Source organism: Marinimicrobium sp. UBA4209, from assembly GCF_002381585.1.
Classification (GTDB): domain Bacteria; phylum Pseudomonadota; class Gammaproteobacteria; order Pseudomonadales; family Cellvibrionaceae; genus Marinimicrobium; species Marinimicrobium koreense.
In genome coordinates, this window is record NZ_DFTP01000004.1 from 1 (window position 1) to 24,002 (window position 24,002).

Consider the following 24,002-nt stretch of genomic DNA (forward strand, 5'->3'; position numbering starts at 1 on the left):
TTTTTCTACAGCCTCGTTATGTGTGAATACGAGTAGAACAATGGAAATCCTTATTATCAGAGCCCTTCAGGTAGTGGGGATAGTATGGCGGTCGATATGTGTTCTTCACCTTCAGGTCATACAAGGAAATCCTATGAATAAGCATAAAGGGTCGTGTCTGTGTGGCGCAGTGAGGTTTGAGGTGCAAGGGGGCTTCGACAGCTTTTACCTGTGTCATTGTAAGCACTGCCAAAAGGATACCGGATCAGCTCATGCGGCAAACTTGTTTTCGCTGTCAGCCAGCCTGACCTGGTTATCGGGTTCAGACTCCGTGACGACCTTTAGACTTCAGGGTACTCGCCATAGCAAAAGTTTCTGTCAGCTTTGCGGTTCAGCACTGCCCATAAGTGATGGCACAGGGCTACTCGTTGTTCCCGCCGGGTGCTTAGATACAGAAGTGTCTATACAACCAACCGCTCACATCTTTACATCCAGCAAAGCGGTTTGGGATAGAGAGTTGGAGGTGCTGCCAACGTTCGAGTCGCTGCCTGGTTGAGGCGCCACCATGTAGGATCATAGAAGCTGCACCTCGGTTAGTGTTTAGGGGCATTTAGGGGGGAGACAACGTGGACGATTTTCTAGCAGATGTAGCGGCCTGGTGTGCAGTGGTCATTGAGGCGATAGGCATTGGAACGATTGCCTTGTTCGCGCTATACGCACTGTTCAATGCGGTACTCAGATTGCTCAAGCGAGAGAGCCTGGATTTTATTTTCCAAGAGCTTCGTCAACTATTGGGTCGGGGTATACTGCTTGGACTTGAGTTTCTGATCGCCTCAGACATCATTTATACGGTGGCGGTAGAGCTTACCTTTGAGACCATTGGTGTACTGGCCATCGTGGTGTTGATCCGTACGTTCCTCAGTTTTACGCTTGAAGTGGAAATGTATGGTAAATGGCCCTGGCAGGATAAGCGCGAGTAACAACTGCGTCGTTTACAGAGCGCTTATTCTGCGCCTGCCGGGCGCTTATCAGTGTCTGAGTCTGGCTCTTCCTTCTCTTCATTCAACCAGGTGCCGCAGTGTTTGCAGTACTTGGCGTCGTGCTCATGCTGGTTTTTTCCACACCCTGGGCATGCTTCATCGGAATAGCGGTCCTCGCGCAGTGACCGAATGACTTCGGCGGAAAATACACCGGCGGGCAGTGCGATAATTGAGTAGCCCGCGAGCATGATCATGACGGAGATGAACTGCCCCAAGGGGGTGACCGGTGAGATGTCGCCGTAGCCGACGGTGGTCAGGGTGACGATACCCCAATAAATGGAGGTGGGGATGCTGGTAAATCCGGCCTCATGGGGTTCGATCAGGTAAAGAAAGGTGGAAAAAATAGTCACCAACATCAAGATGGTGAACAGGAACAGCATTATCTGGCCCCGGCTGCGCTTCAGTGCGTCCAGCAGTAAGCGTCCCTGGCCCACCAGGGCCATCATTTCCAGAACCCGGAATAACCGTAGTGTTCGTAGCAATCGAATGACCACCAGCGTCTGAGCCCCGGGGAGAATCAGCATCAGCCAGGTGGGCAGAACGGCCAGTACGTCGATGATGCCATAGAAGCTCTTCAGGTAAAGCAGCGGTTTATGCAGGCAATAGATGCGCAGCCCAAGCTCCAGAGTGAATAGTAAGGTGATCACCCATTCGGTGTAATAAAACAGGGTGCCGAACCGTTCGTGATATTCCTGAACACTGTCCAGCAGGATAACGCCGACACTCATGAAGATGAGAATCGCCAGTAAGATATCGAAGCCTTTGGCTACCGGGGTATCCGATTCAAAGATGATCTGGAAAAGGCGCGTTCTGATTCCGACATCGGCGGGCTGCAATGACGACATGGGCTGATTATCCTGTAAACGGGCTCCGTAGCGTGAAGGGCAGCATAGCACTACCCGCGGCGGTGCCCAAAGGTATGTAGGGTTGGTTCCGTGTCTGCGCTCACTTGACAATGCGTCTATACTGAATCCGGTTGCGTACTCATTTTACCTGTTCGGCGCTGTTTCTGCCGAAGTAGTCACTTACCGTACGATAAGGATGAACCCATGACTCAAGATGCGTCAAAGGCTGGTGTTGGCTCCACGGTCCTGATACCGGTTTTCATTCCCGCCGTCATTGTAATCCTCATGCTGGTGGTGGGCACTATCAGTAACCCGGAGCTGGCCGGCAAGGCCTTCGCCACCACCCTCAGCTATATCACGGAAACCTTTGGTTGGTTCTACATGCTTTCCGTGGCGTTTTTCCTGGTGTTCATCGTCAGTATGGCGCTGACCAAGTGGGGCCACATCAAGCTGGGGCCGGATCACGCTGACCCTCAGTATAGCTTCCCGGCCTGGTTCGCCATGCTGTTTTCTGCGGGCTACGGTATTGCCCTGTTGTTCTTTGGTGTGGCGGAACCCGTGTTGCATTTTGCGTCTCCGCCAGAAGGCGCGGCTGAAACGGTAAATTCAGCCAAACAGGCTATGCAAATCGCTTTTTTCCACTGGGGTTTTCACATCTGGGCGATTTATGGCCTGGTAGGCTTGGTGCTGGCGTATTTTGCCTTTCGTCATGGTCTGCCATTGTCGATTCGCTCCGCGCTGTATCCGTTGATCGGAGACAAAATTTATGGGCCCATGGGTCATGCGGTGGATGTGTTCGCCATTCTCGGCACCATGTTCGGTATTGCGACCACGCTTGGCTTATCGGTGGCGCAAATCAATGCCGGTATGAACTATTTATGGCCAGAGATTCCGGTAAGTGTAACCGTTCAGATTATTGCAATTGCGGTAATTACCTGCCTTGCCATATTTTCAGTGGTCGCGGGGATGGATAAAGGCGTAAAACGCCTGTCTATTTTGAATATGCTTCTGGCCGTGTCGCTGATGATCTTTGTGTTTATCGTCGGGCCGAGCGTGCACATCCTGGAAACCTTTCTGCAGAACACGGGTAGCTACCTGAATAACATCGTCGAGCGGACGTTCAACCTGCAGGCCTATTCCCGCAGTGACTGGATTGGTAACTGGACGCTGTTTATTTTTGGCTGGACCATCGCCTGGGCGCCGTTTGTGGGTCTGTTTATCGCCAAGATCAGCCGGGGCCGAACCATCCGTCAGTTTGTGGTCGGGGTGATGCTGGTGCCGTCGGTGTTTACGTTCATGTGGTTCTCGGTCTTTGGGGATACCGCGTTGAATCTGATCATGAATGAAGGCTATACCACGCTGATTGGCGATGTGCAGGCGGACCATGCCACGGCGCTGTTCAAGTTATACGAGGCGCTGCCTCTGAGCTCGATTGTGTCCTTTATTACCGTGATCCTGATCATCACCTTCTTTGTCACATCGTCGGACTCGGGTTCGCTGGTTATTGATTCACTGGCCTCGGGCGGTGCCATTCATACCCCCGCCTGGCAGCGAGTCTTCTGGGCGACGTCGGAAGGGTTGGTGGCGTCGGCCTTGTTGTTGGCGGGTGGCCTGAGTGCTTTGCAGACCATGACCATCGCCAGTGCCCTGCCGTTTTCCATCATCATGATCATTGCGGCGGTGGGCATGTGGCGCGCCCTGGTGATTGAAGGGCACCATCACCGCAGCCTGAAAACCGATGTACAACAGCGTTTTTCCGGGACCTCCGGCAAAGGACTCTGGCGTCGTCGCCTTGCTGGTCTGGTGAACTTCCCGGATCAGGCGAAGGTGTGGGAGTTTATGACCACCACGGTCAACAAGGCCATGCATCGGGTTGAGCGTGAACTGACCAAGCAAGGGTGGTCCGCTGAAACGCATTTGGACGAAGAGCACCTTCGCCTCTACCTCAAGGTGGTCAAAGAGGAGCAGGTGGATTTCATTTACGAGATTCGGATGCTGGAACATCTGCTGCCTGATTACGCCTATCCGGAAATGCCGGATGAAGAGACCCAACGGCACTACTATCGGGCGGAAGTGTTTTTACGCCGCGGTGGTCAGCTTTACGATATTTATGGGTTTGATCAGCAGGATATTATTACCGATATTCTCGACCAGTTTGAGAAGCACCTGCACTTCCTGCACATATCCCCGGGAAGCCTGCCCTGGCGGATGGAGGAGCACGATGACCTGCTCAGTACTCCGCCTGAGCCACCGGAAGAGGAGCCCGGCGTTCAGAGCTCTGAGCAGTCATCCAATGCGGACTCCCGTCAGGACGGATAAGGAGCGGGTATGTCGATGACTTCAAAACCGTTTGTACTCGGCACGCTGTGTGCCGCCTTGTCCTTCAGCGGCACTGCTCAGGCACAAAGCGATCCTGAAGTGGAGGCGCTGATCGAGGAGATCGATCGGCTCAAGGCGCGGGTAGAGCAGCTCGAAGAGGAATCGGTCCGCAGCGACTCGGTTCGCGATCTGGGGGACATGTCCGACGGCTCAGGGGAGCAAGCGAGTGCATCGGAACCGGCGGTGCATGTCGGGGGCGCTTTGCGCTTTAACCTCGTGCACCGGGATTTTGTGGACAGCTCCGATGGTAAGCGCGGCGAGAGCGGGCTGGATGTGTTTCGCCTGAACGTGGACGGGGAGATCGACAACATCCTGATCTCGGCCGAGTACCGCTACTACTCCTATATGCACACCCTGCACCACGGCTGGATTGGCTACGAATTCGAAGACGAAAGCCAGCTTCAGTTTGGTGTCCATCGGGTGCCCTTCGGTCTGCTGCCATACCCCGCCCACAACGCTTGGTTCGGCGTTCCCTATTATGTGGGGCTTGGGGATGATTACGACATGGGCGTGAAATACCAGAGCTCCGATGGCCCCTGGAGTTGGCATCTCGCGTTCTACAAAAACGAAGAGCTCAATGATGCGAGCAACCCCAACCGTTATTCCTTCGACCTGATCCGCGCCGATGATCAGCAGAATGAGGAGGTCAACCAGTTCAACGGTCGTGCCGCCTATACCTTTGGCCTGGGCACCGCCTGCGAAACGGAACTGGGCGGGTCCGTACAGGCCGGCGAAGTGTACAACGCCACCACCGACCGGCGTGGCGATCAGTGGGCGGCGGCGGCGCATATGGACAGCCGCTGCGGGCGCTGGAACCTTCAGCTCAAAGGGATGAGCTACCAGTATGATCCGGTCAACCCGGCGGGTGTGGACAACAGCGTAGTGACCGTCGGGGCCTTTGCCGGCACCTACGACATTGCCAGCGAGGCGGATATACTGGTCGCCAACCTGGCCTACAATGTGCCGTCGCCGTGGGAGAGTGTGGACAGCATTACCTGCTACAACGATTACTCCCGGCTTTACAAAGGCCGGGCCGGCGTTCTGGATTCGCAGATCAACACCACCGGCTGTGCCATCGGCAGTGGCCCCCTGTTCAGTTATGTGGACTATATTCTCGCAAACAATATGGCCTACTTCGATAACGGTTCTCTGGCCGGTGGCGGTGAAGACGAATGGCATGGCCGTTTTAACGTTAATATCGGTTTTTACTGGTGAGCTTTATGAGACAGCGATTTAAGATAACGTCCGTCATGGCGCTGACCCTGTCCCTGTTTGCGTTTGAGACGGCGGCCCGGGATGAGCTGAATGTCGTGTCCTGGGACGGGGCCTATGTGAAAAGTCAGATCCTCGGTTTCATTCGTCCTTATGAGGATGAGACCGGTGCCCGGGTCAATGTGATTCAGTACACCGGGGGCATCGAGGAAATCCGTCGCCAGGTGCGCGCCTGGAATGTGAAGTGGGATGTGGTGGACCTGGAATTGTTCGATGCCATTCGTGCCTGTGAAGAAGGCCTGCTTGAACCCATTGACCCGGAGAGCCTGCCGGCCGCGCCGGATGGTACACCGGCGAGTGAGGATTTCATCAATGTCAGTCTGATGCCCTGTGGCGTGGGTAACGTGGTGGGCTCTACGGTGGTCAGTTACGATCGGGAGCGGTTTGAAAAAGGCCCCGAAACCCTGGAAGACTTTTTTGACCTGAAACAGTTTCCCGGGCGACGCGGCCTGCGCCGCAGCCCCCAGGGGAACCTGGAATGGGCACTGGTTGCAGACGGCGTTCCCCGGGGCAACGTTTATGAGGTGCTGTCCACCGAAGCCGGTGTCGATCGAGCGTTCACGGTTCTGAACCGGATCAAACCCTACATTGAATGGTGGGAAGAAGGTGAAGAGGCAATACGCCTGCTGGAAACCGGCCAGGTGGTGATGTCCTCGGTTTACAGCGGGCGGGTGGACGACGCCGTGCAACGGGGTGAACCACTGGAGATTGTCTGGGACCATCAGGTCTGGTTTTACGATGTCTGGGGCATACCCCGGCACGGCCGCAATACCGAACAGGCCATGGATTTTTTGAAGTACGCCACATCCACAGAAAGTCTGGCCGCCCAGGCGCGTTACATCCCCTACGGACCGGTTCGTCAGTCCTCGCTGGCTTTGTTGGAACCCGAGTTGCGCAAGCGGCTGCCTACCTCGGAGCAGAACCTGAAAACCGCGATCGAGCTTGATGCCCACTGGTGGTCGGACAACCTGGACCGCATTGCCCCGCGCTTTGAACGCTGGGCCGAGCGCCCGGTGATGGTTCCCAAGTCCCTTCCTCGATAGAGTACTGATAGTGGCACCTCATGTGGTGCCACTTTCCCCGCCACTCTTGCACCGAAATAATCTATCTGTCGTCAAAAACATCCCTTTGATCAATATTTAATCTTTTCGCGTTTTATTTGTGATCCTGAAAAAAAATCCCCCCGTATAGCGCAACGTAGTTCAACAGTAATGCTAACAATCAGGAGCTAACACCATGAACGCGTTATTGAAATATACGGGAATATTGGGTCTGTCTATGAGCTTGATAGCTTGTGGCAGTGATGATGACGATCCGCTTCCGATGCCGGAGCCCGAACCGGAAGTGAATACCGTCGTTGACGTTGCCGTCGACAACGGTAATTTTACCACGCTGGTCGCCGCCCTTGAGGCAACCGGTCTGGACGAAACCCTCGACGATCCAGAAGGCGAATTCACGGTGTTTGCCCCCACCGATGATGCCTTTGCTTTGCTCGGTGAAGAAACCATCAGCGCTTTGTTGGAAGACACCGACACCCTCTCGGACATTCTCCTTTACCACGTAATTTCCGGTGCTGAAGTGGATTCGACCGGTGCCGTGGCCGCCGCGGGAACCACCGTGGAAATGGCCAACGGTGATAGCGTCGGTCTGTCCCTCTGGGGCGAAGACCTGCTGGTCAATCTGTCGCTGGTGACCATGGTGGATGTGGAAGCCGACAATGGCGTGATTCATGTCATTGACGCGGTGCTGATGCCACCGGAAGAAAACGGTGATCGCGAGCAGACCATTGCCGACCTGGCGGTCGCTACCGAAAGTCTGTCAACTCTGGTAACGGCTCTTGATACCGCCGGTCTGGTCCCCACCTTCGACGACCCGGATGCAACCTTCACGGTATTTGCTCCCACCAATGCGGCGTTTGAAGCCGTCGGTGAAGAGAACCTTCAGGCCCTGCTGAATGACGAAGAAGCGCTGACCGCAGTTCTGAGCCAGCATGTGGTCTCCGGTGCCGAAGTGAATAACGTGGGTGCTTACGCCGCAAACGGCACCAGTGTTGAAACACTGGGTGGAGCGGAAATACCCGTCGCCATTAACGACAGCCGTATGCTGACCGTAGGTGGTTCCGTGGTGTCCATGACCAACATTTACGCCAGCAACGGTGTGATTCACGTAATCGATTCTGTGATCGTCGGCGACGTTGAATTGCCGGCTCCGCCCATGTCCATTGTTGATGTGGCCAGTGACGCGGGTAACTTCGAAACGCTGATCGCGGCTTTGGAGGCGACAGGTCTGGATACCACTTTGGCCGACCTGGATTCGTCTTTCACCGTGTTTGCGCCGACCGATGCCGCCTTTGCCGAGCTGGGTGACGACACCATCAATGCCCTCTTGGCAGACACCGACACTCTGTCTGACATCCTGCTGTACCACGTGATTGCCGGCGATCCGATTCTGGCTGATGCCGCCATCAGCGTCGCTCAAAGCAATGACTCCGTGGTAGAGATGGCCAATGGTGATGGCGCCGGTCTGTCCTTGTCAGGAGAGAGTCTGCTGATCAACACTTCTACCGTGTCTACCGCCAACGTTCTGGCCGACAACGGTGTGATTCACGTGATCGATAAAGTGATGATGCCGCCGGCGCCTCAGACTGTCGATGCAACCATTGCAGGGGCTGCAGTCGCACAGGATCGCTTCTCCACGTTGGTGACTGCGCTTCAGCAGGCAAACCTGGTAGCGACTTTGGACGACCCGGACGCGACCTTTACCGTGTTCGCACCGACCAACGCTGCATTCGACAAAATTCCGGAAGAAGACCTGAATGCGCTGTTGGCCGATCAGGAGGCGCTTACTGAAGTATTGCTGTCTCATGTGGTCAGTGGCGCTGCAGTAGATTCCGTAACGGCCTACACGCTCAACGGTACTACCGTGGAGACAGCGGCAAGCAACAACATTAGCGTGGAAATCGTGGATGGTATGTTGCAGGTCGGTGGTGCGAATGTCACCGAAGCGGATATCAACACCACCAACGGTGTGATCCATGTCATTGACACTGTGATTATGCCTCCGGCTCAGTAGTGCTGGGAGATGCCCGCCTGAGAAGGCGGGCATCGGAAACGTGCTTGGCCCCGGTATCGCGAGATACCGGGGTTTTTTTTTATGGTCCCTGCTGGCGATTGGACGATACCGCAGCTCAGAGCGTATAATGTCGTACAAATAAAAACGTAAACGCTGTATTGATGATTGATTTCTTTGGGAGAACGAGTGATATGAAAATTGCATTGATGAACGAATTCAGCCAAGCGGGCAAGAACCCGATTGTGCTGGAGCAACTGAATGCCGTGGCCGATGACCTGGGCCATCAGGTGTTCAACGTGGGTATGAACGGCGATAACGACCACCGCCTGACCTATATCCACCTGGGTATCATGGCCGGTCTGCTGCTGAACTCCAAAGCCGTGGATTTCGTGATCAGCGGTTGCGGCACCGGGCAGGGCGCCCTGATGTCCCTGAACGCGCACCCGGGCGTGGTCTGCGGCTACTGCATCGACCCCTCTGATGCCTACCTGTTTGCCCAGATCAACAACGGCAACGCGCTGGCACTGCCGTTTGCCAAAGGCTTTGGCTGGGGTGCCGAGCTGAACTGCCGCTACATTTTCGAAAAGGCCTTCACCGGCGAGAAAGGCCAGGGCTACCCGCCCGAGCGCAAAGAGAGCCAGGTGCAGAACGCCCACATTCTGGATGGCGTAAAAGATGCCATGTCCAAGGATTACCTGGACGGCCTGAAGGCCCTGGATCAGGAACTGGTCAAAACCGCCGTGACCGGCGAGCGCTTCCAGGCGTGCTTCTTCGAGCACTGTCAGGATCAGGCGCTGGCCGATTACGTGCGCAGTGTGCTCGATGCCTGATTGAAACATCCGGCTCGCTGAACCAAAAAACCCCACCACTGCGTGGGGTTTTTTGTGCCTATCGCCAAAATCAACGAGACCTGCCCCTGTGTCTCTGCTATAACTAAGGCTGATCGCATAGCGTCGCCCGGGGTTCCGGGCGACCTCATTCATCGGCGGTAAGGACTCCTCGTTTGCGACTAGGTAACGTTGGTTTGGCGATGCCCCGGCGGTGGGGCAGGCGGGCAGGGCTGCTCCTATTGGCCTGCGTTGTTGCCTTGCCGGTGATGGCCGCGGAGTCCCGCAGTGAGCCAGAAGCGCCACACCTGCGGGTTGGCGTGTACGAAAATCCCCCCAAAATTTTCCTCAGTGAAACCGGTGAGCCCTCGGGCATTCTCGGCGATCTGCTGCTTCATATCGCCGAGCAGGAGGGCTGGCAACTCGAGCCGGTGGCCTGTCTCTGGCAGGCTTGCCTGAGCGCCCTGGCCAACGGTGAAATCGACCTGATGCCGGATGTGGCTCTGACCCCCTCGCGGGCCACGCGGTTTGATTTCCATGAGATTCCCGCGCTCCTGAGCTGGTCCCAGATCTATGTCGCGGCCGGGACGGAGCAACCCACCAGTTTGCTGGAGTTACAGGGGCGGAGGCTGGCGGTGCTCCAGGGCTCGGTGCAGCACGATTATCTGATGACGTTCTTCTCAAGCATGGAGCTGCCGGTCCAGTGGGTGCTGGTGGACAGCCTGGAGGCGGGCTTTCAGGCGGTGCTGGACCAGCAAGCCGATGCGGTGGCGGCGAATCAGTTCTATGGCGATCAGCGAGCCCAGGGAACCGACCTGGTGCGGGCGCCGGTGGTGTTTTTGCCCAGCCGGCTGTATTACGCGGTGACCCCCGGGCGACTGCCGAAGGTGTTGACCACCATCGATGACTATCTGGACCTATGGCGCAATGATCCGGGGTCCCTGTATTTCGAAACGCTGCGTCGCTGGGAGCCCCAGCGGGAGTCCGGGCCTCTGCCGACCTGGCTTTGGTGGAGCCTGGCCGGTCTCAGTGCCATGCTGTTGGCCGCGCTGCTGTTCAGTGCGCTGTTGCGCCGTCAGGTGCAGCGCCAGACGCAGCAACTGCAGAAAAGCGAACAGAAGCTGAGCACCATTCTCAACAGTGTGCAGGCGCATATCTATATCAAGGGAACGGATTTGCGCTACCAGTATGTCAATCAGAAAGTCGCTGACCTGTTGGGTGCCCCACCAGACGCTATTGTTGGCAATCGAGATGAAGACTTTTTCGATGCGGAGACTGCTCGCCTGCTAAAAGAAAATGACAGTCGTGTGTTACTGCGTGGCGAGCGATTTTCCAATGAAGAGGTGAGCCGGGTTAAAGGCCGTGAAACGTCCCGTGTGTTTCTTTCGGAAAAGTTGCCGTTGCGTACGCCGTCCGGCGATATCTACGCGCTGTGCGGCATATCCACCGATATTACGGAACATCGCCATATCCAGGAGCAGCTTCACCAATTGTCGTTTTTTGATGCCCTGACGGGCCTGCCCAACCGGCGGTTGCTGCTTGATCGGGTCCGGCACGGGCTGTTCAGCAGTACCCGCACCGGCTACGACGGGGCCCTGGTCCTGCTGGATCTGGACAACTTCAAAAGTGTGAATGACTCCCTGGGACATGATGCCGGCGACCAGCTGCTGTGCGCGGTGGCGGAGCGTATTCAGCGCAAGTTGCGCGCCACCGACACCCTGGCGCGCTTCGGCGCCGATGAATTTGTGGTGCTGCTGGAGGACCTGGCGCTGCAGCCGGACCGGGCCGTTGTGGCGGTGCGTAACCTGGCCGATGAATGGCTGACCGCCCTGGCCGAGCCCTTTGAGCTTGGCGGCGCCCCCTATGTGATCAGCGTGAGTCTGGGGGTTGCCCTGTTTTCCGATGCCGGTGAGGACACCGACACTCTGCTCAAGGGCGCGGATCTGGCGCTGCAGGCCTCGAAACGACTGGGTCACAACCGGCTGCAGTTTTTCAATCCGGCGATGCAGGTGGCGATCAATCGGCGTACTCAGTTGGAAGGGGCGCTGCGTCAGGCCATCGAATCGCGCCGCCTGGCGTTGCATCTGCAACCGCAGGTCAACACGCGCGGCGAGGTGGTGGCCATGGAAGCGCTCGCCCGCTGGGAGCATCCCGAGCTGGGGATGATCTCCCCGGCCGAGTTCATTCCTCTGGCCGAGAGCACCGGTCTGATTGTGCCTCTGGGGGAGTGGGTGCTGGAGCAGGCCTGTGCCTACCTGGCGGATTGGCAGGGGGATGAGCTGCTCAAAGGCGTGGTCCTGGCGGTCAATATCAGCCCGGCGCAGTTCCGCCACCCCAACTTTGTGGATCACCTGGAAAACACCCTGGAAGCCTCGGGGTGCCCCCCGGAGCGGTTGGAGCTGGAGGTGACCGAGAGCCTGTTGATCGATGAACTGGACCAGGTGATCGAGCGGATGGAAAGCCTGCGGGCCCACGGCATACGGTTTGCGCTGGATGATTTCGGGACCGGCTATGCCTCCCTGAGTTACCTCAAGCGATTGCCACTGCAGTTGCTCAAAGTGGATCAGTCGTTCGTCCGGGATCTGCTGACCGATCCGAACGACGAGGCCATTGTCCGCACCATCATTGCCCTCGGCCAGAGCCTGGATCTGGAGGTGCTCGCCGAGGGCGTGGAAACCGAGGCCCAGGCCAAACGTCTGGAAGCCCTCGGCTGCACCTTTCTGCAGGGTTACCTGTACGGTAAGCCCGCACCGCTGGAGCAGTGGCGCAAAGACCAGCGACTGGCCGTCACCCCACTCAATTAACACCGCTGTCATTGGATTGTCATGCTAGTGCGGTTGCATAGGCGCCATGCACCTGATGATGGCCTGGATGAGATTGGGTGGGCACCTGCTTCGAGCACTGCCCGCCAACGGTTGGCGCGCCTGCTGGTGGCGCTGGCCCCTACTGTTGCTGCTCTGGTTGGGCAGCGGTCTGCTGTTTCTCTGCCACGCCCTCGGTTTCCTGCTCGATGAGCTGCTGTTTCGCGGCTACCGCCGTGTCGCCGTGCGCGCTCCGGTGTTTATCGTGGGCGTGCCGCGCAGTGGCACCACCTTTCTGCAGCGGCGCCTGGCGGACGATCCGGCGTTCACGACCCTGACGCTGTGGGAGTGCCTGCTTGCGCCGTCGATTTCCGAGCGCTATTTCTGGCGTTTCGTCGGTTGGTGTCTGGCGCCGCTGCGGCGCTGGATCGGGCGCTGGCGCTGGGCAGCCATGGATCGAGTGCACCGGTTGGTTTGGCAGGAGCCGGAGGAAGATTTTCTGTTGCTGTTGTACCGGGGGGGCTGTTTTCTGCCGGCGTTGCTGTGCCCAGGGGCGGAGCGCTACTGGCGTCTGGCCTTTTTTGATGACGCGGTGCCGGCCCCGGAGCGCCGCGCAATGCTGGCGTTCTATCGGCGCTGCCTGCAGCGGCACCTGTACTTTAACGGCCGCGATAAGCGACTGCTGAGTAAAAACCCTTCCTTTACGCCTTGGATTCAGGACTTGCGCGCCGCGTTTCCCGACGCCCGCTTTATTGCCTGTGTGCGTCGCCCGGAGGAGGCGGTGCCCTCCCAGTTGAGTGCGTTGCGCCCGGTGCTGCGTCTGTGGGGCGGCGATTCCGTCGCACCGGAGCTGAGCGAGCGGATGATTACCGTGCTGCACGGCTATTACCGCCGGGTTCTGGCATTGCGCGGGGCACCCTGGGTGCAGATTCTGCCGCTGGCCGAACTCTCGCGGCTGGATACCCGGGGGTGGTTCCGACTCTACGCGTTTCTCGGCCAGCCTTTGCCTTCAGGGGGCGCCGTCGCACTTAGTGACGAATCGCGCCGCGATGCCGGTCCGGGTCACCGCTATGATCTGGCGGAGTTCGGCCTGAGTGAGGCCGGTATTCGTCAACGTTTTGTGTCTGTCTGGCCTCACCCATGAGCGGAGTCGTCCTATGAGCCCTGAACCGCGCCACCCTTTACTGTTGCCCGAGGCCCTGCGGGTGGCGGTCGTATCCGACGCCGCCCCCGGTCGAAACGGAGTGGGTGCTTACTATCAGGATCTGATGGAGCAGCTGGCACCGGAGCTGGAGCGCATTGTGCTGTTTTCGCCCCGGGTGGAAGGGGGCCGATGGCGCGCGGGGCTGGCCTTGCCGCTGCCCGGTGACCGTACCCAGAAGCTGTGCATTCCCAATCCCTGGGCGCTCCGGCAGGCGCTTCGGGAGCTCGCGCCTCAGGTGATGATTGTGGCCACGCCGGGGCCCTATGGGCTGTTGGGGGCGCGCCTGGCGAAATCCCTGGGGATTCCCGTACTCGCGGGCTTTCACACCGCCTTTGAGCAATTGACTGAACTCTACTGGCAGGGCTCCTGGCGGGGCCGGCTGGTCCACCGGCTGTTCGATCGCTCCCACCGCTACCTGTTTGCCCGGTCCCGCTCGGTGCTGGGCAATTCCCGGAATATGCTGGAGCTGGCCCAGCGGATGGGGGCGCCCTCTACCGGATTGATCGGCACGCCGATTTCGGCGGAGTTTGCCTGCACACCCCGTCGCCCCTACGGCGGCCAATTGCGTCGCGTCCTGTTTGCCGGCCGCTTGGCCGCGGAGAAAAACCTCACCGCGGTCATCGAAGCCGCCCGGGTGCACCGGGATATGGTGTTCAGTATTGCCGGCGACGGGCCGCTGCGTCGCGAGCTGACGGACGCCGCCCGTGCCTGCCCGAACCTGCGCTTATTGGGTTGGCTCGATCGCGAGGCGCTGCGGGCGGAAGTGGATGACCACGACCTGCTGCTGTTGCCCTCACACTTTGAATCCTTTGGCACCATCGCGCTGGAGGCCATGGTGCGGGAGCGGTTGGTCATGGTGTCCTCCGGCTGTGGTATCACCCAGTGGCCCGACCTGTGCCCCGGGCTGACCATCATCGACCCGTCACAGAGTGCGGCCGAGGCGCTGACCCAACTGCGAGCCCGCACCCCCGCCGAGCGCCGGCAGCGGGCCTGCACCGCCGCGCAGGTGGCCAGTGCGCTCAATGAACGCTGCCTCGCGCACTGGTGTGAGCTGCTGACCCATACCGTGGCCCAGCGCTCGACGCTACCGTCCGTTCCGCCGCCCGCGGTCGCCTCCGTGCTGGACTGACGGCCGTGGAAGCGTTGTTATCCATCCACGATGTGATGCCGGAGACCCTGGATCGGGTGGAGGCACTGCTGTCCATGGTGCCGGTGTCGGCCCGGCCCGGTACCGTGTTACTGGTGGTACCGGGGCGGGATTGGCGCCCCGGAGATCTGGCCCGCCTGGGTTGCTGGCAGTCCAGGGGGCTGGAGCTGGCGGGACACGGCTGGTTTCATCGGGCCGAGCGGGTCCGGGGCTGGTATCACCGCTGTCACGCCCACCTGATTTCCCGCCAGGCGGCCGAGCATCTGAGTCAGCCGCGCGCCGCGCTCAGGGCACTGCTGGCCGATAACCACCGTTGGTTTGCCCGTCATCGACTGGCCCCGCCGGAGCTGTATGTTCCGCCGGCCTGGGCCCTGGGAGAGCTCAGGGGTGAGGATCTGGCCGAGTCGCCCTTTACCTATGTGGAAACCGCCTCGGGGCTCCTCCACACCGCCACCGGCGTGCGGCGGCGATTACCGCTGGTGGGGTTCGAGGCCGATACCCCGCTGCGGGCCCTGGGGCTGCGGTTCTGGAATCGCTGCAACCGGGGGTTCACCAGTGAACGCCACCCGTTGCGCATTGCGTTGCACCCGGGCGATGCCGAGCTGCACCTGGCCGGGGATCTGAGCCAGACGCTTGCGCCTCTGACCCGTTGTATCGATTACCGGACGCTGTTCTGATCCGCCTCGCTCATAGTGCGCCGACGAGCGTCACAGAGTCGTAACAAAGGATCTCTATGCTGGCGCGCCTGTATTCAAAGGGAGTCCGTGTATGAGACTGCGTTGTTTGACCTGGGTCGTGTCAGTCTGGTTGTTGTCGTGCGGTGCCATGGCGGCGATCACGCCGTTTGCCTCCGGAGAGAGTGGCCTGCTGTTCAGTCTGCACGGGTCCAATACCATTGGCGCCAGCCTGGCCCCCAGTCTCGCCAAAGATTATCTGGTTGCCAAGGGCGCAACCGAGGTCAGCATTCGAGCTCGCACCGAGCCTAACGAATACCGGATCGAGGGCCGGGTGGCCGGCCAGACCGTCTATATCGACGTGGCCGCCCATGGTTCCGGTACCGGCATGCGCGGCCTTGCTTCCGGTGAGGCGCAGATCGCCATGGCGTCCCGTCCCATCAAAGCCTCGGAACAGACGCTGCTCGCGGATTTTGGTGCGATGCGCCACTTTGACGCCGAGCATGTGGTGGCGATCGACGGGCTCGCGGTCATTGTTCACCCCAGCAACCCGCTGGAGGCGCTGACGGTCACCGAAATAGCCCGCCTGTTCTCGGGCGAGATTCGCAACTGGGCGCAGTTGGGTGGGCCGAATCGGCCGGTCAGCCTCTATGCCCGGGACAACAAATCGGGTACCTGGGACAGCTTCAAGAGTATGGTGCTCAAGGGCGATTACTCGCTGAATGCCCAGGCGCGCCGCTTTGAGTCCAATGACCGGCTCTCCGATTCGGTCTCGGCGGACCCGGGGGCCATCGGCTTTGTGGGTCTGGCCTCGGTCCGTCAGGCCAAACCGGTCAGCGTCTCCCAGGATGGCATCAGCCCCCTGGGCCCGGAGCCGCTGTACGTGGCCACTGAAGACTACGCGCTGTCCCGGCGCCTGTTTCTGTACACCCTCCCGGGCCAGACGCCGCCCCTGGTGCAGGAGTTTATCGGGTTTGCCCAGAGTGAGGCCGGACAGCATCGGGTCGCGCAGGTGGGCTTTGTGTCCCAGAATCCCGTGAGTCTGAAGCCGACTCTTCATCCCGATGCACCGCCGGCATACAGTGAGCTGGTTCGCCACGGCGAGCGCCTGTCCATCAACTTTCGCTTTGATGCCGGCAGTTCACGCTTGGACAACAAAGCCCGGTGGGATGTCGAACGGCTGCGCCAGTTTATGAGCCGGCCGGAGAATCGCCACCTGCAGCTGCAGTTGATCGGCTTTGGGGATGGTCAGCAGTCCGAAGAGCGTGCGCTGATTCTGTCCCGTATGCGGGCCTTACGGGTCAAGTCGGCGCTGCGGGCCCACGACATTCACGCTGCCTCGGTGGTGGGTTTTGGCGATGATCTGCCGGTGGCCGACAGTCAGGAGGCCGGGCGAATCAAAAACCAGCGGGTGGAAGTCTGGTTGTTTGATCCCGCGGTCTCGACGGTAGTGAACGGTGCCAAATCCAGCTTGCTGGAGCAGCGAGCTTCGCCCGATTCCGAGGCGGTGTCCAGTGTCTGGCCCGGGCGCGCTCAGTAACCGACACTTCACGGCGGGCAGCCACCCGATGGTAGAATCCTGATTCATCCATCGGGAGATCCCTATGCCCAGGCCAACGCATTGGCTTTTGTCGCTTATTGTCGTATTTCTGGCCATGCCCGCGCTCGCGGCCGAGGTGAGAGTGGCGGTGGCAAGCAACTTTGCCGGGGTCATGGAACCACTGGCCGACGCCTTCACCGAACATACCGGGCATCAACTGCGCCTGTCCTACGGCAGCACCGGCAAGCACTACGCCCAGATTCGCCAGGGCGCGCCTTTTGATGTGTTTCTGGCGGCCGATGAGACCCGGCCACAGCGCCTGGAGACCGAAGGTGTCGGCGTGCCCGGTACCCGATTTACCTATGCCATGGGCGTCCTGGTGCTCTGGAGCCCCACCGGCGAGATTGCCGATCCAGTGCAGTCCCTGAAGCAGGCGCGCCGTATTGCGCTGGCCAACCCGCGCTTGGCGCCCTACGGTCGGGCGGCTCAAGAGGCCCTGGAGGCGATGAGGCTATGGGACTCCGTGGGCACCCGGGCGGTGCGGGGTGAGAATATTGCCCAGGCCTACCAGTTTGTGGCGACGGGCAATGCGGGCCTGGGGTTTATCGCCTTGTCCCAGTGGCAAACCCGTCCGCAGGGCCACTATTGGCTCGTGCCCGAAACCCACTACCAGCCCATTGCCCAGCAGGCGATCTTGCTGCGTGACACGCCGTCGGCCCGCGCCTTCCTCCGATTTCTACAAAGCGATACCGCGCGCACCCTCATTCGCGAGGGCGGGTATCGCTAAGCCACCCGGTTGCGCCCGGCCTTTTTGGCGTTGTAAAGCCGCTCATCCGCACACTCCACAGTGGCGCTCAGTTCACCGGAGCTGTGACAGACCGCCGTGCCGAAGCTGGCGGTGACCCTGTGGGGAGCGCCTTTGATGGGGAAAACGGTGTTCGCCAGTTTGGCTCGTACCTTCTCGGCCACAATGCGCACATCCGTCAGCTCTGTTCGGGGCAGAAAGATCAGAAACTCCTCGCCTCCGGTGCGGCAGGCGACGTCCTGTCGGCGCAAGGTCTTGCGGAACAGGCGGGCCACCTCTTTGAGTACATCGTCTCCGGCCTGATGACCAAACTGGTCATTGAGCTGTTTGAAATGATCGATATCGCACATCACCATACCGAGCGGCAGAAACTCGTCGGGAGTCTGATTCAACCGAGGTTCCAGGCTGGCATCGATAAAGCGCCGGTTGGGGAGCAGGGTGAGCGGATCGGTGTTGGCCTGCTGCTCGCGGGAAAGTTGTAGTGCGCTCATTTTGTGATGACTGCGTTCGCGGAAATAATCATTGATTCCGGCGGCGATCACCATGATCACCAGCGAGGCAAAAAACCGGGTGGTTTCCTCGGGCCGGTACTGCGCGTGAATCCAGTCCGGCGTGAACAGCATCACCGCAATGGCAAGCAGGACCAGAGTATTGCCGATCAGGGCATTGCGTACCCCCAGTAGCCCGAACAGTATCACCGGGAAGGGAAATATCCAGTACAGGGCGGTATTCTCATGGCCACCGTGGTAGATCAGCGCCAGCACAAAACCGACCACCAGCACGGCTTCAATCTTGCAGGCAAGGTCAATGTCGCCGGTGCGATGGTAGTAAGCGACGGTGAGCAGAAACGTCAGCGAGGTGCCGAGCAGCAGGGACGCCAGTGCCACATTGCCGGACATCAGGTGGGGCAGGCCGTAGAGCAGAATCACCGTGCCGGATATATAACTCACAAACGACAGGATGTATTGCCGCCGGTCCTTGTCGACGTTCTGGGCCTGGGCCTGACTTTCAAATAGGTTCATCAATTGCAACCGGGTTGAGTTGGCGCGACTATCATCAGTTTGCTGAGCTCCATTATTTAGCCTAGTTCAGCGAATGAGTCCTGTCATGCCTGTCTGCACTGGCTTTGCAAACGCCCGGTCCGTGCTAAAGTGGCCGTCATCAATGGACAGACAGAGCTGCTGCATGATTCAAAGCGCCGACTGGGTGGCCCTGGGGATAACCCTCAAACTCGCTGCCATCACCACTGTTATTCTGCTGATCGTCGGGACACCCCTGGCCTGGTGGCTGGCGCGCAGCCGCTGGCGCTTCCGGTTTCTGGTGGAGGCCATGGTGGCCCTGCCGCTGGTGCTGCCTCCGACCGTTCTCGGTTTCTATTTATTGTTGCTGTTGGGGCCTTCCGGTCCCCTCGGGCAAGTGGCCCAGTGGTTTGGCGGCTACTCCCTGGCGTTTACCTTTACCGGGCTGGTGATCGGCTCGGTGGTGTATTCGCTGCCCTTCGTGGTGCAGCCCCTGGCCGGCGCGTTTCAGTCGTTGGGGCAACGTCCCCTGGAAGTGGCGGCCACCTTGCGTGCCGGTTTCTGGGACCGCTTTTTCAGCGTGGTGGTACCGCTCACGCGCTCCGGATTTTTGACCGCGGCCGTGCTCGGCTTCGCCCACACTCTGGGGGAATTCGGTGTGGTGTTGATGATCGGCGGCAATATTCCCGGGGAGACCCAGGTGGTGTCCATCGCCATTTATGACCACGTGGAGAGTCTGGACTATGCCCGTGCCCATGTCCTTTCCGGCGGGCTGCTGCTCCTGTCGTTTGTGCTGCTGCTGGCCGTGTACGGTTTCAATCGACACTTGAGCCTGGTGAATCGAGGATGACGACAACATCGGATACCCAAGGGTTGGCCCTGCACTTTCAGGTCCGTCGGGGTGACTTCGAGCTGGCCGTGGACCTGCGCCTGCCGGGGCGGGGCGTAACCGGCATCGTCGGTCCCTCCGGGTGCGGGAAAACCACCTTGCTGCGGGCGGTGGCGGGGCTCGACAAAACGCCGGGTGGACGCCTCCATCTGGGCGAGCGTTGTTGGCAGGACGGGGCGCAGTTCCTGCCCACCCATCGGCGGCGCCTGGGCTATGTGTTTCAGGAGCCGAGCCTGTTCGAACATTTATCGGTGCGCGGCAATCTGGAGTACGGATGGAGGCGCACCCCGGCGGCTGAGCGGCACTTGTCGCAGGAAGAGTTGATCGAGTGGCTCGGCTTGGCCCCCCTGATCGATCGGCCGGTCAGCGGTTTGTCCGGTGGTGAACGTCAGCGAGTGGCTATCGCCCGAGCGTTGGCCACCAGCCCCGAGCTGTTGTTGATGGATGAGCCTCTGGCGGCCCTTGATCCGACCAGCAAGCAGGCGATCATGCCCTATCTGGAAACACTGCACGATCGCCTTGAGATTCCGGTGCTGTACGTCAGCCATGCCCCGGAGGAAGTGGCGCGCCTGGCGGATCATTTGGTGCTGATGGAGCGGGGTCGGGTGCTGGCGGCGGGGCCGCTGGCGGAGCTGATGACCCGGGCGGACCTGCCCCTGGCCCGGGCCGACGATGCCGCGGCGGTGTTGTCCGGCACGGTGGCGGCGCACGATGAGCACTATGCGTTGACCCGTGTCGCGCTCAATGGCGGCACCCTCACGCTGGCCCGGCAGCCCCGTTCGGAAGGGCAGAGTGTGCGCCTGCGGGTGGCGGCCCGGGATGTGAGCCTGACCCTGAGTCAGGCCCGGGACACCAGTATTCTCAATTGCCTACCGGTGCGAGTGGTGAATATCGAACCTTACGATAACACCCGCGTAACCGTGCATCTGGACTGCTCGGGCCAGCCACTGCTCGCCCGAATCACCCGCAAGTCCGCCGATGATCTCGCGCTCTCTGGGGGCCAGACGGTGTACGCCCAGATCAAAACCGCCGCCTTGTTGTAAATTTTTTTTGAACCGCTATGGAGTGAGGTGCAACTACCTCTTCGGAAGCGCCTTGTGTTGATTACGGTGCGCTAATAACCGAAGAGGACATCACCATGACCACACTCCAATCCAAAACCCAATCCTGCCTGAAAGCGTGTTCAGTTGCGTTGCTGGCGGGCAGCCTGTTTGCCTGCGGTGGAAGCAATAACAACGCCGCGCCAGATCCCGTTGTGCCGGACCCAGAGCCGACCCCGGAAACCGTTGATCTGAGTTTTATGATTCAGACGCACACCGGTGCACGTCTGTCGGATGTCACCGTGACTCTGGATGAGCAGAGTGCGCAGAGCGATGTTTCCGGTCGCGTCGAGTTCAGTCCGGAGAGCCAGACATCCTATCGGGTGCGCGCCGAAGCCGATGGTTTTGTACCGCAGGTGCTGCGAGTCAGCGGCGAGCAAGACGGCATCATGCCCATTCGGATGGTGCCGGTAAAACAGACGCTGCCGGTGGATGACATTGAAGCGGCCCGCACTTTGAGCGCTGTGGATCTTGGCGCCCGGGTGACCTTCCCGGCCAACGCCTTTGTCACTCCCGATGGCGAACCCGCCTCCGGTGAAGCCACGGTTCAGATTACTCCCTGGGATATCACCAGCGATGAGCTCAATGCCATGCCCGCCAATGGTCAAGCCACCGATGCCGGCGGTGAATCGGTCGAGCTGATCAGCGCCGGTATGATTACCGTGGACGTGCACAACGCCGAGGGTGATTACCTGCAGATCGCACCCAACACCACCGCCGAGATCCAGATGGATCTACCGGTGGCGAGTATCAACAATGAGCCACTGTCGATCGGCAGCACCATTCCCATGTGGCACTTTGACGAAGACCAGGGCCTGTGGATTGAAGACGATTCCATTATTGGCACCGTGGTTGCCTCGGCCACCTCACCGGTGGGGCTGGCGGTCTACGCTGAAGTGAGTCACTTCTCCACCTGGAACTGGGACTTCAAATTCGAAAACGGCGGCAGCATCAATGTCGAGTGTCGGTTGAGTGACAGCACGGCCATTCCCTGCGGTATCAGTGCCGGCGTAACGCTGGATGACGGCTCGGTGTTTACCCGCAACGGTTACCTGCCCGAAGGTGGCTCCACCATCATCAATATGCCCAACAGTGCCACCATTGACTGGTACGCGACGTCCGACACTGGTCTGATCGGCGAGAAAACCACCGATATGTCCGCCGATGTCATTATCGAGTTGGAAGACCCGAGCAGTGAAAATGTGGTGCGCTGTGAATTGCCGGACGGCACCGGCGTGGGCTGCGAGGTGACCCTGACCGATGGTACTGAAACCCTGACTCAATCTGTTCCGGCGGAAGGTGCCACCATTGTTACCGGCTGGGACAATCTGGATGAGAACAGCGAGTTGACCTGGACTGCGGAAACCCCCTTTCCGATCAGCGTGGGTGGTCAACAAGTCATCGCCGAAGGTACGGCAACATCCGGCATAACCGGAAACGTGGATGTGGCCCTCGCGATCACGCCGATTGATGAAGTAGAGGTTCAGTGCCTGGGTGAGTCCGGCGTGTCCATTCCCTGCACCGTTGATATCACCGCTACCTTGTCCGATGGCACGGTGTTCACCGATACCGATATTCTGATTCAGGACAGCCTGGCAGTAGCGGTTCCCGCTGAGGCGACTCTGCTCCAGTGGACAGCCGAATCCAATGGCGCCTTCAGCCAGAATGGTCAGTTTGTCACCATGGCCGGCAGCATGGAAACCAGCCTGGTCAGTAGCGTCGCGGTGGTGCTGGATGAAACCGTGGTGCAGGGTCCCGCAGCGCAGAGCATCGAAATTTCCTGCATCAACGGTCCGGACACCTCGGCAACCAGCTGTGATATCGATGCTTTCCTGGAGGGCAACCGCGCGGGTTATGTCGAGCTGGGTGAGTTCGAAGCGGTAGCGCTGGGTGATTCGGTCACTCTGGAATTCCCGGAAGGTCTGGCTGACGAAAACGAGTGGGTACAGGTGATGGTCACCGGCGATGATGGGTCCACGGCCTACACCTTCTCCCAGTATGGTTCCCTGACCGACGATGAGATGATTGAACTGGAGCTGCAATGTTCGGATGCCGTCGGTGGCGTAAACTGCCCCCAGTAACCCGAAACCACAACCTTTGATCTTCAGGCCGGCTGCTCGCAGCCGGCTTTTTTATGGAAGAGCAGGTCTACATCAATGGCGCGTCAGTTACACCAGGTTCCCACCTGCACCAACCCTCGGCCAAAACGATCATCCCGCCCCGTGGGCCCCAGGTCTTTGACCGCTGCCATCAGGTCCGCACCTTGCTGTTGGGCCAAAAGAGAGGCGGCTGTGACCAGCGGCGCGGCGAAGGAAGTGCCGGTGTGATAGCGCCCGGACGTCTCGCCATCGGCGGCCCAGATCTCCATGCCCGGTGCGGCCAGATCGATGTAATCGCCCCGGTTGGCATCGGGGTACAGGCGCTCGGCGGCGTCCACGGCGGTTACGGCGATCACACCGGGCTGGGCGGCGGGAAAGCTTGGCGGTGCCTCCGGCCCCTGATTACCAGCGGCGGCAATCAGCAGGATCTGGCTGCCGAGCAATTTTTCCAGGGCCAGTTCAAACACCCGGTTGCGCTCACCGCCCAGGCTCAGGTTGATGGCCTGTACCTCCTGGCTGACCAACCAGTCCAGCGCGGATAGCAGAATTTCGGTGCTGGTGTCGGTACGCTCTCCTCGCTGGCGGAACACTTCGGCGGCCCACAAGGTGCTGCCGGGCAGCAGACCCGGGGTTTCCGAGTTGACGCTTCCCACCAACAGACTGGCAACCGCGGTACCGTGCAGTGCTTCGGCCGAGGTGCCGCGCACAAAGTTGCGTCGGGTCAGTTGGCTGTCCGTCAGGGCAGGGTGCTGGTCATTGACGGGGGTATCGAGCATGCCAATGCGGAATTGACCGCTGCAGGCGCTGGTATCTTCTGGCCAGGCGATCATCTGCTGGGCGTAGCGGCGCCGGGCGTTGAGTAACTGGTAGCGCTGGTTGGTGTCCAGGTCCAGATCCGGCAGGTCTTCTTGCACCTGAGCGACCAAATCGGGTGTGTCGGTCCCCGGAGGCAGACGGAAAACGCTGATCACCAGGCCCAGGTTGTCCAGGCGCTGACGGGATTTGACCCGCAGTTGGTAGCTTTGAAGTTGCCGGGCCGCCGATTGCGCCTCGGCCATATCCGCACTCACCAAAAGTAATTCGCCCGGCTCGTAGGGTAGCGAGTCCGGGGCCGGGGGGACGGGATCGTTTGATGGTGCTGGGGGTGGCACCGGCGGCGGTGGCGGCGGTGCGCGCCCGAGGAGACTGCCACCGCGCTGGATTGGCGGTCGAGTGGGCTCCGGTTCGGCGGCTTCCGGTTCCTCGCGATCGCTTGACGTTGACTCTGCCTTTTCGGTCACACTGACTTCGGGTTCGGGTTCGGGTTCGGG

At 59.8% G+C, this 24,002-nt stretch carries 19 protein-coding genes; 16 read left to right on the forward strand and 3 right to left on the reverse strand.

All coding sequences use genetic code 11. The features are described from left to right. Positions 1 to 133: 133 nt before the first annotated feature. Both B3187_RS00380 and B3187_RS00385 read left to right on the forward strand, forming a co-directional pair. Positions 134 to 535 (forward strand): GFA family protein, encoded by a 402-nt coding sequence (locus B3187_RS00380; RefSeq protein WP_286804145.1) that lies wholly within the window; start codon positions 134 to 136, stop codon positions 533 to 535. 70 nt (positions 536 to 605) lie between these two features. After that, the gene (locus tag B3187_RS00385; RefSeq protein ID WP_286804146.1) at positions 606 to 959 is read left to right on the forward strand and encodes a DUF1622 domain-containing protein; all 354 of its coding nucleotides are present in this window, start codon (positions 606 to 608) and stop codon (positions 957 to 959) included. A gap of 23 nt (positions 960 to 982) precedes the next feature. Here B3187_RS00385 and B3187_RS00390 read toward each other — a convergent pair whose 3' ends face one another. Beyond that, on the reverse strand, positions 983 to 1,864 hold the full coding sequence (locus B3187_RS00390; RefSeq protein ID WP_286804147.1) for an ion transporter: 882 nt from the start codon (positions 1,862 to 1,864) through the stop codon (positions 983 to 985). 204 nt (positions 1,865 to 2,068) lie between these two features. Here B3187_RS00390 and B3187_RS00395 point away from each other — a divergent pair, with 204 nt between their 5' ends. From B3187_RS00395 to modA, 11 genes are all read left to right on the forward strand, one after another. Continuing rightward, complete coding sequence (locus B3187_RS00395) at positions 2,069 to 4,183, forward strand: BCCT family transporter (protein WP_286804148.1); 2,115 nt, start codon at positions 2,069 to 2,071, stop codon at positions 4,181 to 4,183. 9 nt (positions 4,184 to 4,192) lie between these two features. Next, on the forward strand, positions 4,193 to 5,458 hold the full coding sequence (locus B3187_RS00400) for a hypothetical protein (protein WP_286804149.1): 1,266 nt from the start codon (positions 4,193 to 4,195) through the stop codon (positions 5,456 to 5,458). 5 nt (positions 5,459 to 5,463) lie between these two features. Then, positions 5,464 to 6,558, forward strand: a complete 1,095-nt coding sequence (locus B3187_RS00405) for an ABC transporter substrate-binding protein (RefSeq protein ID WP_286804150.1) — start codon at positions 5,464 to 5,466, stop codon at positions 6,556 to 6,558. Positions 6,559 to 6,793: 235 nt separating this feature from the next. After that, positions 6,794 to 8,587 carry a fasciclin domain-containing protein gene (locus B3187_RS00410; RefSeq protein WP_281273560.1) on the forward strand — a complete coding sequence of 598 codons (1,794 nt, stop codon included), beginning with the start codon at positions 6,794 to 6,796 and terminating at the stop codon, positions 8,585 to 8,587. 191 nt (positions 8,588 to 8,778) lie between these two features. Next, entirely contained in the window at positions 8,779 to 9,417 is a 639-nt protein-coding gene (locus B3187_RS00415; protein WP_024461856.1) for an RpiB/LacA/LacB family sugar-phosphate isomerase, read from the forward strand. Between the two features lie 239 nt (positions 9,418 to 9,656). Continuing rightward, the gene (locus tag B3187_RS00420; RefSeq protein WP_286804151.1) at positions 9,657 to 12,218 is read left to right on the forward strand and encodes an EAL domain-containing protein; all 2,562 of its coding nucleotides are present in this window, start codon (positions 9,657 to 9,659) and stop codon (positions 12,216 to 12,218) included. A gap of 67 nt (positions 12,219 to 12,285) precedes the next feature. Further along, a complete protein-coding gene (locus B3187_RS00425; RefSeq protein WP_286804152.1) occupies positions 12,286 to 13,359 on the forward strand; it encodes a sulfotransferase in 1,074 nt (357 codons plus the stop codon). A gap of 13 nt (positions 13,360 to 13,372) precedes the next feature. Next, complete coding sequence (locus B3187_RS00430) at positions 13,373 to 14,548, forward strand: glycosyltransferase (protein WP_286804153.1); 1,176 nt, start codon at positions 13,373 to 13,375, stop codon at positions 14,546 to 14,548. Positions 14,549 to 14,553: 5 nt separating this feature from the next. Further along, entirely contained in the window at positions 14,554 to 15,243 is a 690-nt protein-coding gene (locus B3187_RS00435) for a polysaccharide deacetylase family protein (protein ID WP_286804154.1), read from the forward strand. A gap of 91 nt (positions 15,244 to 15,334) precedes the next feature. Continuing rightward, positions 15,335 to 16,780 carry a phosphate ABC transporter substrate-binding/OmpA family protein gene (locus B3187_RS00440; protein WP_286804155.1) on the forward strand — a complete coding sequence of 482 codons (1,446 nt, stop codon included), beginning with the start codon at positions 15,335 to 15,337 and terminating at the stop codon, positions 16,778 to 16,780. A 64-nt stretch (positions 16,781 to 16,844) separates the two neighbouring features. Beyond that, the gene (modA, locus tag B3187_RS00445) at positions 16,845 to 17,567 is read left to right on the forward strand and encodes a molybdate ABC transporter substrate-binding protein (protein ID WP_286804156.1); all 723 of its coding nucleotides are present in this window, start codon (positions 16,845 to 16,847) and stop codon (positions 17,565 to 17,567) included. Here modA and B3187_RS00450 read toward each other — a convergent pair. Then, entirely contained in the window at positions 17,564 to 18,607 is a 1,044-nt protein-coding gene (locus tag B3187_RS00450) for a GGDEF domain-containing protein (protein WP_286804157.1), read from the reverse strand. The two genes, modA and B3187_RS00450, sit on opposite strands and share 4 nt — an antisense overlap. Positions 18,608 to 18,770: 163 nt before the next feature. Here B3187_RS00450 and modB point away from each other — a divergent pair, with 163 nt between their 5' ends. The 3 genes from modB to B3187_RS00465 all read left to right on the forward strand — a co-directional run bounded on the left by modB (position 18,771) and on the right by B3187_RS00465 (position 22,674). Next, positions 18,771 to 19,454 carry a molybdate ABC transporter permease subunit gene (modB, locus tag B3187_RS00455; protein WP_286804158.1) on the forward strand — a complete coding sequence of 228 codons (684 nt, stop codon included), beginning with the start codon at positions 18,771 to 18,773 and terminating at the stop codon, positions 19,452 to 19,454. Continuing rightward, a complete protein-coding gene (gene modC / locus B3187_RS00460) occupies positions 19,451 to 20,536 on the forward strand; it encodes a molybdenum ABC transporter ATP-binding protein (protein ID WP_286804159.1) in 1,086 nt (361 codons plus the stop codon). The genes modB and modC overlap by 4 nt, the downstream gene beginning before the upstream one ends. Before the next feature lie 95 nt (positions 20,537 to 20,631). Next, a complete protein-coding gene (locus tag B3187_RS00465) occupies positions 20,632 to 22,674 on the forward strand; it encodes a hypothetical protein (RefSeq protein ID WP_286804160.1) in 2,043 nt (680 codons plus the stop codon). A gap of 83 nt (positions 22,675 to 22,757) precedes the next feature. On the opposite strand, the gene B3187_RS00470 is transcribed toward B3187_RS00465, so the two are convergent. After that, on the reverse strand, positions 22,758 to 24,002 hold a 1,245-nt coding region (locus B3187_RS00470; RefSeq protein WP_286804161.1), incomplete at its 5' end, for a S8 family serine peptidase.